The organism is Pseudomonas brassicacearum (genome assembly GCF_918698105.1).
Classification (GTDB): Bacteria; Pseudomonadota; Gammaproteobacteria; order Pseudomonadales; family Pseudomonadaceae; genus Aquipseudomonas; species Aquipseudomonas brassicacearum_F.
On the sequence record NZ_CAKKMI010000045.1, the window covers coordinates 1 to 17,399 of the forward strand.

Annotated in this window: 7 protein-coding genes, 1 tRNA gene and 1 pseudogene; 6 read left to right on the forward strand and 3 right to left on the reverse strand. The window is 61.5% G+C overall.

Annotation, left to right across the window (positions count from 1 at the left end):
• Positions 1–21 precede the first annotated feature (21 nt).
• The 3 genes from LQ215_RS18050 to LQ215_RS18060 all read right to left on the reverse strand — a co-directional run bounded on the left by LQ215_RS18050 (position 22) and on the right by LQ215_RS18060 (position 2,009).
• Positions 22–630: a LysE family translocator gene (locus tag LQ215_RS18050; RefSeq protein ID WP_230151830.1), complete on the reverse strand. Its 609-nt coding sequence runs from the start codon at positions 628–630 to the stop codon at positions 22–24.
• Between the two features lie 80 nt (positions 631–710).
• Complete coding sequence (locus LQ215_RS18055; protein WP_230151832.1) at positions 711–1,541, reverse strand: AraC family transcriptional regulator; 831 nt, start codon at positions 1,539–1,541, stop codon at positions 711–713.
• A gap of 141 nt (positions 1,542–1,682) precedes the next feature.
• A complete protein-coding gene (locus tag LQ215_RS18060) occupies positions 1,683–2,009 on the reverse strand; it encodes an Arc family DNA-binding protein (RefSeq protein WP_003204761.1) in 327 nt (108 codons plus the stop codon).
• Positions 2,010–2,534: 525 nt separating this feature from the next.
• Between LQ215_RS18060 and LQ215_RS18065 the strand changes: the two genes are divergently transcribed.
• The 6 genes and pseudogenes from LQ215_RS18065 to LQ215_RS18090 form a co-directional block, all read left to right on the forward strand.
• Positions 2,535–2,611, forward strand: a tRNA-Arg gene (locus LQ215_RS18065).
• A 453-nt stretch (positions 2,612–3,064) separates the two neighbouring features.
• Positions 3,065–4,726, forward strand: a complete 1,662-nt coding sequence (locus LQ215_RS18070; RefSeq protein ID WP_230151833.1) for a ShlB/FhaC/HecB family hemolysin secretion/activation protein — start codon at positions 3,065–3,067, stop codon at positions 4,724–4,726.
• A gap of 9 nt (positions 4,727–4,735) precedes the next feature.
• The gene (locus tag LQ215_RS18075) at positions 4,736–5,254 is read left to right on the forward strand and encodes a toxin-activating lysine-acyltransferase (protein ID WP_230151834.1); all 519 of its coding nucleotides are present in this window, start codon (positions 4,736–4,738) and stop codon (positions 5,252–5,254) included.
• A 45-nt stretch (positions 5,255–5,299) separates the two neighbouring features.
• Positions 5,300–14,380, forward strand: a complete 9,081-nt coding sequence (locus LQ215_RS18080) for a two-partner secretion domain-containing protein (RefSeq protein WP_230151835.1) — start codon at positions 5,300–5,302, stop codon at positions 14,378–14,380.
• Positions 14,377–15,276, forward strand: coding sequence for a PoNi-like cognate immunity protein (locus tag LQ215_RS18085; RefSeq protein WP_230151836.1), 900 nt, complete (start codon positions 14,377–14,379; stop codon positions 15,274–15,276). Before LQ215_RS18080 ends, LQ215_RS18085 begins: the two co-directional genes overlap by 4 nt.
• A gap of 132 nt (positions 15,277–15,408) precedes the next feature.
• Positions 15,409–17,397, forward strand: a pseudogene (locus tag LQ215_RS18090) (hypothetical protein); the annotation flags it as partial.
• Positions 17,398–17,399 lie beyond the last annotated feature (2 nt).

Consider the following 17,399-nt stretch of genomic DNA (forward strand, 5'->3'; position numbering starts at 1 on the left):
CGCAAAATCCCCCCCCGCGCATCACTGCATCAAAGCCAGTCGTACAGCCAGTAACACAAAGGCTGCCGAGAATAGCCGGCGCAACCACTGCAACACGGATGGACGCTCCAGAACATGGCGGCGCATCGATGCACAGAGCACGCCATAGATGACGAAGACGGCAAAGGTGATCGCCATGAAGACGAAGCTCAGTTGCAGCATGCGCCACATGGCATCCGTTGCTCCTGGCGCGAGAAATTGCGGTAGATAGGCCAGGAAAAAAATCGACAGCTTTGGATTCAGCAGGTTGAGCAAGATGCCCGAAAAAATCACCGCGCTGTTCGAGCGCGGGGTCTTGTGCGGATCAATATGCAATGCCCCGTGGCTCTGGAGCGTGCTCCATGCCATCCACAGCAGGTAAGCGACGCCCAAGTACTTGATGATCTCGAAGGCCAGTGGGCTGGCGTGCAGCAGGGCAGCGAGGCCCGTGATGGCTGCCAGCATGTGCGGCACGATCCCCAGGGTGCAACTTAATGCGGCTACCACGCTCGCGCGCCAACCCCGGGCCAGGCCGGCCGCCACCGTATAGACCACGCCAGTGCCAGGTGAAGCCGCCACGATCAGGGAGGTGACAAAAAATTCGAGGTTCATGCAACGCTGGCCTTAGGAGTTATGAAGTCTCCAGCCTGCCTGCAAATAAGGAAGAGCAGCTTGAACGAAATTGCAGGACGCTACCGATGTCCTTGCCGGGCGTACATGCCGGGTGAAAATCCAAAGCTGCGCACGAAGCATCGGGTCATATGGCTCTGATCGGCGAAACCGCTGGCCAGGGACGCATCGGCCAGCGGCATGCCTGCTGCAATCAGTTGTCGTGCCCGGTGGATACGTCGTTGCAGCAGATAGGCATGGGGTGTCAAACCGGTCAGGCGGGTGAAGGCGCGCACCAGTTGAAAGCGACTTAAATCGGCTTCCCTGGCGAGCAAGGCAAGCGACAGGGGCGACTGTGGATCGTCGTCGATCAAGGCTTTTGCACGGTTTGCCGCGACCTCGGGTAAAAACGATATCGACATGGAGCGATCCAGCAAATGCTCGAGCAAAAGCGTGAGCGTTTCTTCGATCTTCAGCCGATCGCCAAACTCCTCGGCTTGAGCGACGGCTTGGTACAAAGTGCGGAACAATGCTGCCGCGCGCGGGCTTTGCAGCACCGGATAAGCGAATTCCTCGGCGCAAATGCCCCCATCGTTCGCCATATCCTTGAAGGCCTGTTCAATCAGCGGCGGGTCGAAATACAGCATCTGCCAACGACGCGTTCCGTTTCCGATGGGGGCGCCGTCATGCACTTCGGCCGGATTGACCGATATAAGGTCGCCAGCCGTCGCTTCTACCAGGCCTCGGCCGCTGGCTGAACGTTGCGCCCCGCGCACAAGCAAGCCAATGCCAAAGTGTTCGTGCATATGCCGGATAAACGTTCGGTCTGAATCGGCCTCGACGATTTCCACGCCCAACCCTGGGATTCTTTGAATCTTGAATGCGTGACCTGTCATGCAGGCCTCCATGCCCATGCTTTTTCGCGGATCAATTTAGCATTACTGCCATGGGTCAGCAGTGGTGTTGGTTCGCTGATGAGTGCTTGAAAAGCGGGCCTGGGCCAAACGCCAGGCAAAAAAAAGCCAGCGCTTGGCTGGCTTGAGTATTTGGAGCGATCAGGTCGCGTCTGCGGCCATTTCTGCGTCATGGGCAATCAGCGAAACGAGGGCGTTCTGCTGGCGATGGGAGAGTTGTCGGAAGCGTTGAAGCAGTTCGCGCTCATGCAATGACAGCTCCGGGCTGTCCAAGCGCATGCTCAACTCTTCACCCAACGCGCCTTCCTGAATGAGGCTTTGCTCAAGGCGCGCGATGATTTCAGAGTTCATGCTGCGGTGGTGATTGCGAGCCACTTCGGCAATGCGTTCCCGCATTCCGTCTGGCAGACGTACGACGAACTTGTCAGCCGTGCGGCTGGAATAAATTGCCTGTTTCAATGGGCGCATATATTTAACCGGTTAGTTCAGGGGAGCGGTTCTCGGGATTGGCCGCAGGATGTCGATAGGACAAGCTCCATTGCCAAATGTTCAACCTGAATTGTTAAGAGGCCCGCATCATGCCTCAAAATTGCCAGATCATTGGCGCCAATTCTGTGACAAATTCTGATCCGGGTAAAGGCGTTCTGCCAGTACCCTTCATCAAAAAATGCGGACTGGTTGGTAAAAAACAACAGGTTCGCATCTGTGACCGTCGGATTGTGTCTATGTGCCATACCGTCTGGCGGATAACGGAAATGGACAAAAACGTGTGCCGTCCCTGTCTTGTACAGGATAGTGGCAAATGGCCGATTTACTAGGATAAGCGAGCCGGGGCAGATGAATGGCGGCCCGAGCTCGGCGTCCAGGATCTGTCAGCCTTAAAGCGAGTACTATTTGCCTACACTTAAAAAGCCATGGGCGACATGACAAACGCAGGGCAGGTCGTTAACATGCACGCCGTCCTGCGCACCGCGTCTCTCGTGGTCGACTCGTGTCTCAGTAGCTCAATTGGATAGAGCATCCCCCTCCTAAGGGGAAGGTTGGCAGTTCGAACCTGCCCTGGGACACCATTATAAACAATGGGTTAGCGAAATCTCCGCTGACTTTTCCTGCTTACATTCCCATCCCCGAACGATCAACTCCGGTCTGAGCGCGCCGTTCAGGCCTTGCACGGCCATTTCACCCCTCAATGCTGTGACCGGTTCCCCATTTCTAGCCATTTGTATCGAGGATATTTCGGTAATGCGAAACTTTCTTTCCCCTCGGCTATCTGACCGTCTCGGTACGTTGTAGGACTTTTCCTTCGTTTTCGATGGAATTCGTACCTCTTTTATCTATGTCAGCGCCAATGCCGCGTCCGGCGGGCGTGACCGTGTCTTTGATTCAGGCCACAAGGATGTGACATGCACCCAGCCGCACCCTGCCGAACGCGTAAACCGAGCAATACTCGCCGTTGTGTTGACGGAACCCGTTCATCTGCACAAAACGCCAAGTGTCTCGCGCTGCTGTTGATGACAGCGTGGATGACGGGTGCGTGGAGCGCTGCGCAGGCGGCTGGGCCTGAAGAAGAACTGCTGCGCCAGCAAGAGCGCGAACGGGTGTTGAGGGAGCAGTTGGAATCCCGGCCGGATGTGCGCCTGCAGGCGGCCCCTGTGGCTGAGGGTGTCGATCGCTTGCCCGCCAAGGAAAGTCCCTGCTTTGCCATCAATGACATCCGTCTGATTGGCGAGGCGTCGGAGAAATTCCAATGGGCGTTGCGCGCTGCCAACCCCAAGGATGACCCTGCCATCGGTCGTTGCCTCGGCGGTGGCGGGATCAATCTGACGATGAAGCGCATGCAGAACGCGATCATCGAGGCCGGCTACGTCACCACTCGTGTGCTCGCCGAAGCCCAGGACCTGAACAGCGGAGTGCTGGTCTTGACCCTGGTGCCGGGGCGCATTCGCGAGATTCGTTTCGAGGAGGGCACCAGCTCCCGCGCCAACGCCTGGAACGCGATGCCGGCCAATCCTGGCGATCTGCTCAACTTGCGCGACATCGAACAGGCGCTGGAAAACTTCAAGCGTGTGCCGACCGCCGAAGCCGATATCAAGATCGCGCCGGCCCGTGCCGCCGACGCCAAACCCGGTGAGAGCGACGTGGTGATTGCCTGGAGCCAACGGTTCCCCGCTCGGGTGAGCCTGTCGGTGGACAATTCGGGCAGCAAGAGCACCGGTAAATACCAGGGCAACGTGTCGCTGTCCCTGGACAACCTGCTGTCGCTCAACGATTTGTTCTACGCCAGCATCAACCATGACTTGGGCGGTGGCGAGTCCGGGCACCGCGGTTCCGATGGCAGTACGCTGCATTATTCGCTGCCGTTCGGTTACTGGCAGTTGGGGTTCACCAGCAGCGAATACAACTACGAACAGTCCGTCGCCGGCACCAACCAGACCTATCAGTACCGGGGCGAGAGTCGTAACAACGAGTTGCGTCTGTCGCGCCTGCTGTACCGCGACGCCGTTCGCAAGACCACCGCCTGGGGCAGCCTGTGGACGCGTTCGTCGGAGAACTTCATCGATGACACCGAAGTTGGCAACCAGAAACGCCGCATGGCCGGTTGGCAGTTGGGGTTGGACCATCGGGAGTTCATTGGCGCTTCGATTCTTGACCTGGGCGTCGCCTATCGTCGCGGCACCGGTGCCCACGACGCGCTCAGGGCACCCGAGGAAGATTTTGACGCCGGTACGTCACGCTCGCAGATCATCACCGCCGACGCCCAACTGCAGGTGCCATTTCAGCTTGGCGATCAGCGCCTGCGCTACATCGGCGGCTGGCGTGCGCAATGGAACCGGACGCCGCTGGTGCCCCAGGATCGTTTCTCAATTGGCGGGCGCTACAGCGTGCGGGGCTTCGATGGCGAAAACATTCTTTCCGCCGACCGTGGCTGGACCCTGCGCAACGAAATCGGCCTGTCCCTGGGGCAGACCGGCCAGGAGCTCTACACCGGCATCGACTATGGCGAAGTCAGCGGCCAATCCAGTGAGTTCCTGATCGGCCAACGCCTGGCGGGGGCCGTGGTGGGTGTACGCGGCGGGTACAAGGGCCTGTCCTATGACTGGTCGGTGGGCACGCCGTTGAAGAAACCCGATGGTTTCGAGACGGCCAACGTGACCAGCGCCTTCACCGTCATCTGGTCATTCTGAGGTGATCCCATGCTGTTCGAGACGCTAGACATTATCGCCCCCGGCCTCATCGACGAACCTTGGAGCGAAGCCGCGGTGTTCGGCTCCGCCACCTGGTTGTGGATGCATTCCAAGGCCCATCGCGATGCGCCGTTGCACACCTTGCCGACGTTGCTGTTGCCGGCGCTCAAGCATCGCCAGTTCGTGCTCGGCTCCGAGCACGGCAAGCCGGTGTTCTACCTGTCCTGGCTCAACCTCGACGAGGCGGCGGAGCAACGTTACCTGCAACAGTCGCCGCTGGCGTTGACGCAAGACGACTGGAACAGCGGCGAGCGCCTCTGGCTCAACGACTGGGTCGCTCCCTTTGGCCACACGGCGGCATTGAGCCGCTTGTTGCAACGTCATCTTTTCATCGATCGCTGCGCCCGTGCCCTCTATCACCGCGGCGATGAGCGCGGCCTGCGGGTCAAGACATTCCAAGGCATCGGGGTCATTCCCGAACAGGCCCAGGCCTGGTTCGCCGCCCACCCACTGGCAATCGAAGCGTAACTCCAACCACTGGTCGTGCGGGCTGGCTCCGCAAATGGAATTGCTATGAACAAGCATCTGTACCGAATCGTTTTCAACAAGGCCCGCGGACTGTTGATGGTCGTGGCCGAGAACGTCACCAGCCAGGTCAAGGCGCCGGGGACCCGCTCCGGGCCGACGACGAGCGCAGCGGCTTGCACGGCGACACTCGGGGCGTTGCGCTTTGCCGTGATGACAGCGATTGGCCTGGTGTCCTTGAGCGTGGCGCCGGCCTGGGCCGGCACCATTGTCGCCGACCCAGGCGCTCCGGCTGGCCAACGACCGATGGTGATACAAAGCGCCAACGGCACGCCGCAGGTGAATATCCGCGCGCCCAGCGCTGGCGGTGTCTCGCGCAACACCTACAACCAGTTCGACGTCGATAGCCGGGGGGTGATCCTCAACAACGGCACGGGCAACAGCCAGACCAAGCTGGGCGGTTGGATCGAAGGCAACCCGATGTTGGGCAATGGCAGCGCGCGGGTCATCCTCAACGAAGTCAATTCCAGTAATCCCAGCCAATTGCGCGGTTACGTCGAAGTCGCCGGCCAGCGCGCCGAAGTGGTGATCGCCAACCCGTCCGGCATCACCTGCAACGGTTGCGGCTTCATCAACGCCGACCGGGCCACCCTCAGCACCGGTCGGGCGCAGTTGGAGAACGGTCGCATCACGGGCTACACCGTGCAGGGCGGCGCGATCAACATCGAAGGCAAAGGCCTGGATGCCCGCGAGACCGACTACACGGACCTGATTGCCCGCTCGGTGCAGGTCAACGCCGGGGTGTGGGCCAACGACTTGAAGGTCACCGCCGGACGTAATCAGGTCAACGCCGACAACACCCAGGCCACGCCGCTGCCGGGCACCGAGGGAGAGAAACCCACCGTTGCCATCGACGTTGCCAAGCTCGGCGGCATGTATGCCGGGAAGATCATGCTGGTGGGCACCGAATCCGGCGTGGGTGTGCGCAACGCCGGGCAGATCGGCGCCATGGCTGGCGAGGTCGTGATCAGCGCCGACGGCAAATTGCAAAACCAGGGTGCGATCAGCAGCGCTACAGCGACCCGAATCAATGCCGCCAGTGTTGAAAACAGCGGCACACTCTACGCCAAGGGCGACCTGGGCCTCGACAGTACCGGTGACATCGACAACAGCGGCACCGTTGCCAGCCAGAACCACACGACACTGACCGCCAAGAACATTCGCAGCACCACGGCCTCGAGCCTGGCGGCGGGCGTCGGGGCGGACGGCAAGTTGGGCAGCAGCGGCAACCTCGCGTTACGGGCCACCACGGTCAAGGCGCAAGGCCAGAACCTTGCCGGCGGCGATGTCAGCGTCGAGGCCGCTGACCTGGACCTGAGCAGCAGCCAGACCCTGGGTCAAAACGTCACCCTGACGGCCAGCGGCGGCGATGCCAACCTCAGTGGCAGTCAAGTCGATGCGACCCAGGTGCTGACTGCCAAAGCGACCAATACCCTGCGCACCAATGGGGCCAAGGTCACCGCTGGCAACCTGCAATTGGGCGCGCGGGATGTTGCCAATGTCGGCGGTGAGCTGGTGCAGACCGGCACCGCGGACGCGTCGATCAAAGCCACTGCCACGCTCGACAACAGCGGTGGCCGTATTGCCTCCAACGCCAACAACCTGAAACTTGGCGCCAATCGTCTCGACAACAGCAAGGGCAAGGTCGAGCACGCCGGCAAAGGCACCCTGGACATCCAGGCCACCCAGTTGGCCGGCAGCAAAGGCACCCTGGCGAGCAATGGCACATTGAGCGTCAAGGCCAACGAGGTGGTGGTCGATGATGGCCTGACCCAAGGCCAGCAGATCACGCTCGACACCACGACCCTGTCCAACCAGCGCGGACGCATTCTCCAGACCGGCGCGCAACCGCTACAGGTCACCGCCCGTGAACGCTTCGACAATCAGGCCGGGCAAGTCAGCAGTCCCGGCGCGGTGAACGTGAAGGTCGGCACGTTGAACAACCAGGACGGCAAAGTCCTCGCCACCGATAACGGTGCGTTGACCGTCACGGCCGACGAAGAGGTCAACAACGGCGGTGGGACGCTGGCCGCCAGCGGTACGACAAAGGTCAGCGGCAAGGCGCTGGATAACGCCCAAGGCACCGTGAGTGCTGGCGGTGAGCTGTACGCGACGTTCGACCGCTTGAACAATATCGGCGGCACGCTCGCCGCCACCCAGCGCATGGAAATCATCGCCGGGCAGTTGAACAACACCAACGGCGTGCTGGGCTCGGTGAAGTCCGGCTTGCTGGTCAGCGTCTCGGCCGATGCATTGAACAACAGCGGCGGGCGTCTTGAAGCGCTGGGCGATATCGATCTGTCGGCCCAGGGCCTGAATAACCAGGGCGGGGTGATCAGTGGCCAGGCCCTGGACCTGAACAGCCACGGCCTGCTGATGGACAACAGCCAAGGCACGTTGAATGCCGGTGCGACCCTCGATCTGCGAAGCGGTGAACTGCGCAACGCGGCGGGCCTGATCCAGGCCAAGGGCAAGCTGTTCATCGACACCGACAGCCAGGCGCTGAACAACCTTCAGTCCGGCACCACCCAAGGCATCAGCGGCCAGGGTGCGGTGGAAATCCACAGCGCCCATTTCAACAACAGTGGCGGCTTCCTCGGCGCCAAAGGCGCGCTGGTGCTCAAGGCCACCGACCTTACCAACGGCAGTGGTGGCCAGATCATTGGCGAAAAAACCGTACAGGTCGAAGGTGCCCGGGTGGATAACCGCGGCGGTCAATTGCAAGGCCTCGGCGATGTCCAGTTGGTGCTGGGGGATACGCTCAACAACCAGGGCGGACTGGTGCGCAGCGCGGGAACGCTGGGCGTGATTGCCGGCGTGCTCGACAACAGCGCCACCCAAGGTGCCAACCAGGGCCTTGAAGGGCGTGCCATGAGCCTGGCGCTCGACACCTTCGGCAACCAGGCCGGTGCCGTGCGCGTCGACCAAGGATTGTCCATCGGCGTCAGCCAAACGCTGGATAACCAGGGCGGCCTGATTTCCGCGGGAGCCGGCCTGACCATCACTGATCGCGATCCGGCGCAGCGTCGCCAGGCAGTGCACAACCTCGACGGGACCTTGCTCGCTGGCAGCCTGTTGTCCCTTAACGCGGCCTATTACGCAGGCACCGGTCGAGCCCTGAGCCTGGGCGACCTGACGTTCAGCCTGCAAAGTGGCCTGGACCTGAGTGGACAGATCCAGGCCAATAACAAGATCGACCTGAGCACCGAGGGCGCTTTCAACAACAGCGGAAAACTGTTGGCAGGCAATCTCCTGTTGGTGCGCTCGCAGACGCTGGACAACGCCGCCAGCGGGGAGATCAGCGCCGGCCAGGTTCGCCTGAGCATAAACGACAGCCTGACCAACCGTGGCCTGATCGACGGCCAGCAAGTGCGTGTGCAAGCGCTATCGCTCAACAACCTGGGCACCGGACGTCTGTACGGTGATCGACTGGCGATCGCCACTTCGGCGCTGAGCAACCGTGATGAGAACGGCAGCGCCGCGACCATCGCCGCCCGTGAGTCGCTGGACATTGGTACCGGCACCCTGGACAACCGCGAGCAGGCGCTGATCTTCAGTGCCGGGGACCTCGCCATCGGTGGGGCGCTGAGTGCGACTGACAAGGCCCAGGACCGGGCCCAGCTGCTGACCAACGCCAGTGCGACCATCGAAGCCCTCGGCAACCTGTCGCTCGATGTGCAAAGCGTGCGCAACACCAACGAACATTTCAGCACCCAGCAAGTGGAAGTCAGCCGCACCGCCTTGCAGGAATTCCAGCTCAGCGGTTCGCCGAACCGCTACCAGGGCGACCAGATCTCCGTGAGCAACGACGAGGTCCTTCATCTGACCACCCCAGAGGGTCGCAAAGACAACTGGAACCGCTACGACTACACCCGCGTGGTGCAGGAAACCCAGATCGCCACTTCGGCGCCAGCGCAGATCCTGTCTGGTGGGACGATGCAGATCAACGCAGGGGATGTGCTCAACGACAAGAGCCGCATCATTGCCGGTGGGTTGTTGCAGGCCAACATTACCAGCCTGACCAACACCGAACTGACCGGCCAGCGCACCACTACCGACAGCGGCACCGTCAGCAATTTCTATCGCATCCAGCGCAAGGGCCGGGACCGTCAGGGAACGGCCGTCACGGCCTACACGCCAGCCCCCTTGATCCAGGACATCACCCTGCAGCCGACCGTGTTCGCCCAGAACGCCGCCGGCAATGGTACCGGCACCCAGATCAGCGCCCGCGCCACACAGGGCGTCGGCGAGCAGATAGCCGCCACGGGCACGGTCAGCGCCCCGGTCGGCAGAACCTATCAAGTGGCGCCTATCGTTCAGGTCGCGGCCCAGACCACCCTCAACAACAAGGGCGTGGCCGAGCAGATTCGCAGTGGCGGGCCTTCCCTGGCCTTGCCGAACAATAGCCTGTTCAGCACCAATCCGCAGAACACCAGCAGCTACCTGATCGAAACCGACCCGCGTTTTGCCAGTTACCGCACCTGGCTGTCGTCGGACTATATGTTGCAGCGCTTGCAAGTCGACCCGGCCCTGACGCAACAACGTCTGGGCGACGGCTTCTACGAACAGAAATTGATTCGTGAACAGATCGCGCAACTCACCGGCCGACGTTTCCTCAACGGCTACGCCAATGACGAAGCGCAATATCGTGCCCTGATCGACAACGCCGTGACCGTCGCCAGCCAATGGCAACTGGTGCCCGGCGTGGCCCTGACCTCCGAGCAGATGGCCCAGTTGACCAGTGACATCGTCTGGCTGGTGCAGAAGCAAGTCACCCTCGCCAACGGTGACACCCGCAACGTGCTGGTGCCGCAGGTGTACGTACGGGTCCAGGAAGGCGACCTCAACGGCTCCGGTGCCCTGATTGCCGGGCAGCAGTTGAACCTGAACATCGCTGGCGACCTGGTCAACAGTGGCAGCCTGGCCGGGCGCAGTGTCATGGCGATCACCGCGCAGAACATCGAGAACCTCGGTGGGCGCATCCAGGCCGACAAGGTATCGCTCGCCGCGCGGGAAAACCTCAACAACCTCGGCGGCCTGATCGGTGCCGTGGACAGCCTGTCGGTCAAGGCCGGGCAGGACATCAACGTCATCTCCAGCAGCCGGGACAGCAGCAGCGCCCAAGGCACCCGCACCAACCTGTCGCGGGTGGCCGGGCTGTTCGTCAGCGGTGCCCAGGGCACGATGGGGGTGAGCGCCGGCAACGACCTCAACCTCACCGGGGCCCAGGTGGTCAATGCTGGCAAGGGCGGCAGTACGTTGCTGGAGGCGGGCAAGAACATCAACCTGGCCACCGTCGGCGAAGCGCACGAGCAAGCGCTGACCTGGAACAGCAGCAACTGGCGCAAGGACGCCAGCCAGACCGAAGTCGGCTCGCAGGTCCAAGGGCAGGGCGACGTGCGCTTGAGCGCCGGCCAGGACCTCAACGCCCGCGCCGCCCATGTCACCAGCGAGCAAGGCGCGGTATTTGCCGAGGCCAAGCGCGACGTCAACCTGACCGCCGGCCAGAACTACCAGTTCGCCGATGAAGCCCATAAGGTCAAGGGCAGCAACGGGATGTTCTCCAGCAAGACCACCACCACCCGCGACACCATCAGCCAGACCTCGGTCGAAGGCTCCACCCTGAGCGGCGAGCAGACCTATGTGCAGGCCGGTCGCGACATCAACCTCAAGGGCAGCAACGTGGTGTCCACGACCCAGACGGTGCTGGTGGCGGACAACAACGTCAACATCGAAGCCGACACCGCCAGCAGCAGCGAACGCCATGACAAGTCCGTGAAGAAAAGCGGCCTGTTCAGCGGCGGTGGCATCGCCGTCACCCTGGGCAGCCAGCAACAAAGCGTCAAGGACCTCACCACCGAGCACACCGCCGTGGCGAGTACCGTCGGCTCGACCGCTGGCGATGTGCTGATCGAAGCGGGCAAGGGCTACCGTCAGGTGGGCAGCCAGGTGTCGGCGCCACAAGGCAACATCGACGTCACGGCGCAGACCATCGATGTCGTCGAGGCGCGCAACACCCGCGAGCGCGAGCGTGAAACCCTGTTCAAGCAGACCGGGTTCACCCTCACCGTGACCAACCCGGTAATCAGTGCGATCCAGACGTCCCAGCAAATGAAACGGGCGTCGGAGAAAACCGACGACGGGCGCATGAAGGCCCTGGCCGCCGCCACCGCCGTCATGGCCGCCAACAATGCCGCCACTGCCGTGGCGATGGACCCGGGCGCGGCGGGCGGGATCAACATCAGCCTGTCGCTGGGCACCAAGAAGAACGAAAGCACCACCACCTACACCAGCGACAGCGCGGCCGGCTCGACCATGACCGCCGGCAACGACATTCGCCTGCGTGCCACGGGGGCGGGTGCCGCCAGCAACATCACCGTGCAAGGCAGCGATATCAAGGCCGGCCGCAACGCCAGCCTGCTGGCGGACGGTGACATCAACCTGCTCGCCGCCCGCAATATCGACAAGCAGAACACCGACAGCAAAGGCAGCAGCGCGAGCATCGGCATTGGCTTTTCCCTCGGTGCTCGCAACGGCTTCACCCTGGATCTGGGTGCCTCCGGCAGCCGTGGCCAGGCGGATGGCGATGGGCTCACCCACACCAATACCCATGTCCAGGCGGGCAATCAATTGCTGCTGTCCTCCGGCGGTGACACCAACCTCAAGGGCGCGGTGGCCAGCGGCAAGCGGGTCTTGGCCGATGTCGGCGGCGACCTGAACATCGAAAGCCTGCAAGACACCAACACCTACGTGGTCGATGAGAAGAGCCTGGGCGTTGGCATCAGCCTGTGCATTCCGCCGTTCTGCTACGGCATGAGTTCGGTCAACGGCGTCAGCGGCAGCTTCGGTGCCACCGATATCGACTCCAATTACGCCAGCGTGACCGAGCAATCGGGCATCAAGGCTGGGGATGATGGGTTCGACATTCGCGTGGGTGGCAACACCGACCTGGTCGGCGCTGTCATCGCCAGCAGCGACAAGGCCGTGCAGGACGGCAAGAATCGCCTGGTCACCGCCAGCCTCACCAGCCGCGACATCAAGAACAAGGCCGAGTACGACGCCAGCACCGTCAGCGTCGGTGGCGGCTATCGCGAAGTCGGCAAGGACCAGCAGGGCAACGCCACCAGCGGCGGCACGCAAACCCCTGGCACCGACCTGCCGAAGAACGACAACGACCTCAGCGCCACCATGCCGATCGCCATCAGTGCCAGCGACGATGCCAGCAGCGTCACCCGCAGCGGCATCAGTGGCGGCACCATCGTCATCAGCAACGACGCCGAGCAACAGAAGCGCACCGGCAAGAACGGCGAGCAAACTATCGCCAGCCTCAACCGCGATGTCTCCAGCGACCGCGACACCACCAACACGCTCAAGCCGATCTTCGACGAAGACGAAATCCGTGCCGGTTTCGAGATCGTCGGGGCCTTCGCCAACGAAGCCAGCACCTTGCTCGCCAACAAGGCCAAGGAAGTCGACCTCAAGCGCAAACAGGCCGAGAAAGCTCAGGCCGCGGCCCTGGACCCCAACGCCAAACTCACCGACACCGAACGCCTGGCGCTGCTCGGCAGCGCTCAGCGACTCAATGCCGAAGCCAGCGGCATCGCCGACAAGTGGGGCGCGGGCGGCACCTACCGGCAGATCACCACCGCCCTGGTGGGCGCGGCCAGCGGCAACATCAGCGGCGGCAACAGTGCGTTCGTTCAAGGGCTGGTGGTCAATTACGTGCAGCAGCAAGGTGCCGGCTACATCGGCGACCTGGTGGCGGACGGCAAACTCACCGAAGGCTCGCCGCTGCACGCCGCCCTGCACGGCATCGTCGCCTGCGCCGGTGCCGCCGCCAGCAGCCAGAGCTGTGGCAGCGGTGCCGCAGGCGCGGCGGCGTCGAGCCTGCTCACCGGCCTGTTCTCCGAAGCCAGCCCCGATGAAAGCGAATCCCAGCGCGAAGCCAAGCGCAACCTGATCGTCAGCCTCGTCACCGGGCTGGCAGCCACCAGTTCCTCGCTCGACCCGGCCACCGCCACCAGCGCGGCCGGTGCAGCGGTGGACAACAACTGGCTGGCGACTCAGCAACTTGTTCAGGCGGAGAAGGAATACGACGCAGCTGACGGCCTAGGGGCCAAGGCGCAAGTGATCGCCAAGTGGGCGTACATCAATCAGAAACAAGACGTCCTGACCCGCTTCGGCGTGGGCAAAGGCTTGGTGCAGGCGGGTTGGAGCGACGTCGAAGGCTTGGCGCAATTCCTCCTTCACCCGGTTGACGGAATCAACGGCCTCAAGGCCCTGATCAACGACCCCGAGGCTCGCAAGCAGTTTGGCGATGGCGTGGTCAACGAACTCAACGCCAAACTTGACCGCGTTAAAGACGCCCTGGAAAACGGTGGTGATGATCGCGCCGTGCAACTGGGGCAGGACATTGGCGAACTCGTCTGGCAGGTCGGCAGCATCGCCACCGGTGTTGGCGGGGCGGCCAAGGGTGGCGTGGCGTTGGCGAAAGCCGGGATCAAGGTGGGGGCGGAAGGGCTCGAGGCGATGGCCGGCCTGGCCAAGTTCGATAAGCTGGTGGCCCGTGGTGGGCAGTTCAACCCTAACGGCACCCCTCTGATGGATTTCCGGGCGCTGACCAACGCACAAAAGAGCATCGTGGGTGATGTCATGGGCGGTGAGCGGATCAAGTCACTGGTGCCGGGTGCCGAGAAAATTGGCCGGGCGCCGGATATTGGTCAAACCGGTATTGATGACTTATACAAGGTCGACAAGCCAGGTGTTGATTACCTGGTTGTGGAATACAAGTTTGGCTCGTCCAAGCTGAAGCCGACCAAAGACGGTTTGCAGATGAGTGATGATTGGTTGCAGGGAACCAACACTAACTACGACCGCATTCTGGAATCGGTCGGTGGCAACCAAAAAGCGGCTGACAGCATCAATAAAGCAATGGCGGCTGGTCGCGTCGAGAAGTGGTTGGTTCACACAGATCCATTCGGAAACGTTACCGTAGGTGTTCTGGAAAAAGGCGGGAAGTTTGTGGCTGATCCGGTTGCAACATCCAAGTTACTAGGGGGGATTAAATGATTCGGGCACCGCTGGGAGACTCCCGCTATTGGTCGGAATGGGTTGAGTATGGTGATGAGAGCATCGTCGAGGCGCTTGAAACTGCCGCCAAACCTGCCGGCGATCCCGATTATGCGCCGCAGTACGTTTTCATCATTGCGCAGAAACACTGGCACCAGATGCTGCGCCGGTATTCCGCTGGAGAACCGATAGCGGATCTGTCGCGATACTTTCCCGGGCTGCTCGATGCCTGGGAGGAGGCCGAGCGCCTTGGCGCGACGGTCTGGACCCAGGAGCAGCAATTCACTCGCCATAGCTGGCGCGTCAACTACGACCATTACATCACCTGCTTCTGGTTGTTGGGCTTGGGATTGGCGCTGGATATTCCAGATGACCAGTGGAAGCGGTTGTTGGCGTTGATCGGTAACGAGGGCGAGGACGTGCTACTCGATCGAATAATCGCGAGTCGCAGCCCTGAGCGCAAAATAGGTTCTGTGCTTCTTTACCCGAAACCCTACGCTCGGTTGCTGACGGCGGTAGACGCTCCGGCGGATTCGCAAGCATCTCTATTGAGTGCGTTCGTCAAGCATTGGTACGCGGAGGTGCGTACCGGTGCCAAGTCTGGCTCTGATCCTCAGGCTGTCAGTTATAGACATCCCTATTGGTACACCTATGGCGATGAAAACTTCGAGGGCGGCGCCTATTTCGGTCGTTGGTGCGTGGAGGCCGTGGCGGCGGTCAAGGCATTCGGTATGGACGACTCACAGTGCTTGGGTCTTGAGCATTACCCAGGGGACTTATTGAGACCCAATGGGCCGAGTACGCATCCGGCGAGACAGGAAGTTGAACCGCCTGCTGCGGTGGCTGTGGAGAATAAGGGAGGTTTTTGGGCGAGGTTGTTGGGGCGACGTGAGTAAACGCATTTCGTGTTGATCGGTCGAGGAGGGAAAGGGGACAGATTTATTTATTGGAAAGGGCGGGTTGTTTAATTTCTAGGTTTCCAAATAAATCCGTCCCCTTTTCTTCCTTTTCTTCGTCCCCTTTTCTTGATCGCCATCAGTGCCAGCGACGACGCCAGCAGCGTCACCCGCAGCGGCATCAGTGGCGGCACCATTGTCATCAGCAACGACGCCGAGCAACAGAAACGCACCGGCAAGAACGGCGAGCAAACTATCGCCAGCCTCAACCGCGATGTCTCCAGCGACCGCGACACCACCAACACGCTCAAGCCGATCTTCGACGAAGACGAAATCCGTGCCGGTTTCGAGATCGTCGGGGCGTTCGCCAACGAAGCCAGCACCTTGCTCGCCAACAAGGCCAAGGAAGTCGACCTCAAGCGCAAACAGGCCGAGGCGGCTCAGACAGCGGCTCTGGACCCCAACGCCAAACTCACCGACACCGAACGCCTGGCGCTGCTCGGCAGCGCTCAGCGCCTGAACGCCGAAGCCAGCGGCATCGCCGACAAGTGGGGCGCGGGCGGCACCTACCGGCAGATCACCACCGCCCTGGTGGGCGCGGCCAGCGGCAACATCAGCGGCGGCAACAGTGCGTTCGTTCAAGGGCTGGTGGTCAATTACGTGCAGCAGCAAGGTGCCGGCTACATCGGCGACCTGGTGGCGGACGGCAAACTCACCGAAGGCTCGCCGCTGCACGCCGCCCTGCACGGCATCGTCGCCTGCGCGGGCGCGGCGACCAGCAGCCAGAGCTGTGGCAGCGGTGCCGCGGGCGCGGCGGCGTCGAGCCTGCTCACCGGCCTGTTCTCCGAAGCCAGCCCCGATGAAAGCGAATCCCAGCGCGAAGCCAAGCGCAACCTGATCGTCAGCCTCGTCACCGGGCTGGCAGCCACCAGTTCCTCGCTCGACCCGGCCACCGCCACCAGCGCGGCCGGTGCAGCGGTGGACAACAACTGGCTGGCGACTCAGCAACTGGTCCAGGCCGAGAAGGAATACGACGCAGCTGACGGCCTAGGGGCCAAGGCGCAAGTGATCGCCAAGTGGGCGTACATCAATCAGAAACAAGACGTCCTGACCCGCTTCGGCGTGGACAAAGGCTTGGTGCAGGCGGGTTGGAGCGACGTCGAAGGCTTGGCGCAATTCCTCCTCCACCCGGTTGATGGAATCAACGGCCTCAAGGCCCTGATCAACGACCCCGAGGCTCGCAAGCAGTTTGGCGATGGCGTGGTCAACGAACTCAACGCCAAACTTGACCGCGTTAAAGACGCCCTGGAAAACGGTGGTGATGATCGCGCCGTGCAACTGGGCCAAGACATTGGCGAACTCGTCTGGCAGGTTGGCAGTATTGCTACGGGCGTCGGCACGGCGGCCAAGGGCGGCGTGGCGTTGGCGAAAACCGGAATCAAGGTGGGGGCGGAAGGGCTTGAAAAGATGGCCGATATGGCCAAAATTGCGAAAGCTGAAGTGTCGGCTGGTAAGCCGCTGCAGTGGAGCAGCGTGGAGGGGGCGTATAGCAAGAAACTTGAGGGGGGGTATGGCCCTGGCACGACGACGGTTAATGGGAAGGTTGTCGAGAACCCTGGGGAGTACAGTGTTGGAGCAAAAGCAACAGTAGATAAGCCCGTTCGTTCCTTGGAGCAGTTATTGCCTGATGGCAAGGTTCCGAGCGTCCGGGGAGGGGAGTTCAATCGTTGGTTCGATGGATTATCTTCGGCAGAATTGGACGTTTTGTGGCAAAACAAGGCAGCTCGTGACGCGATAGAAGCAAGGATAAGACAACCAGGTGGATTGCATGAGTGGTGTATGGTGTGTCGGGCTCCTGACTTCAAAAAATGGGGAGTGCCGATGGACGAGATCCAGAGGTTCAGAACCAAGACGACTGAATTGAAATGGATCAGTCCTATCGACGGTAAGCCTGGCGGTCATGGCGGTTACGCTTCTGGTACTTTTCATAATGAATTAAAAGCCGTTATCGATAACAGTAAATCTCTTGATGAGTTTAATTTGGGAATTCTTTCCCTTCAAAGTAGGTGGAAAATAGATCCTAATTTATTACCACCTCTACCAAAGGCTGGAGGGAAATAGGT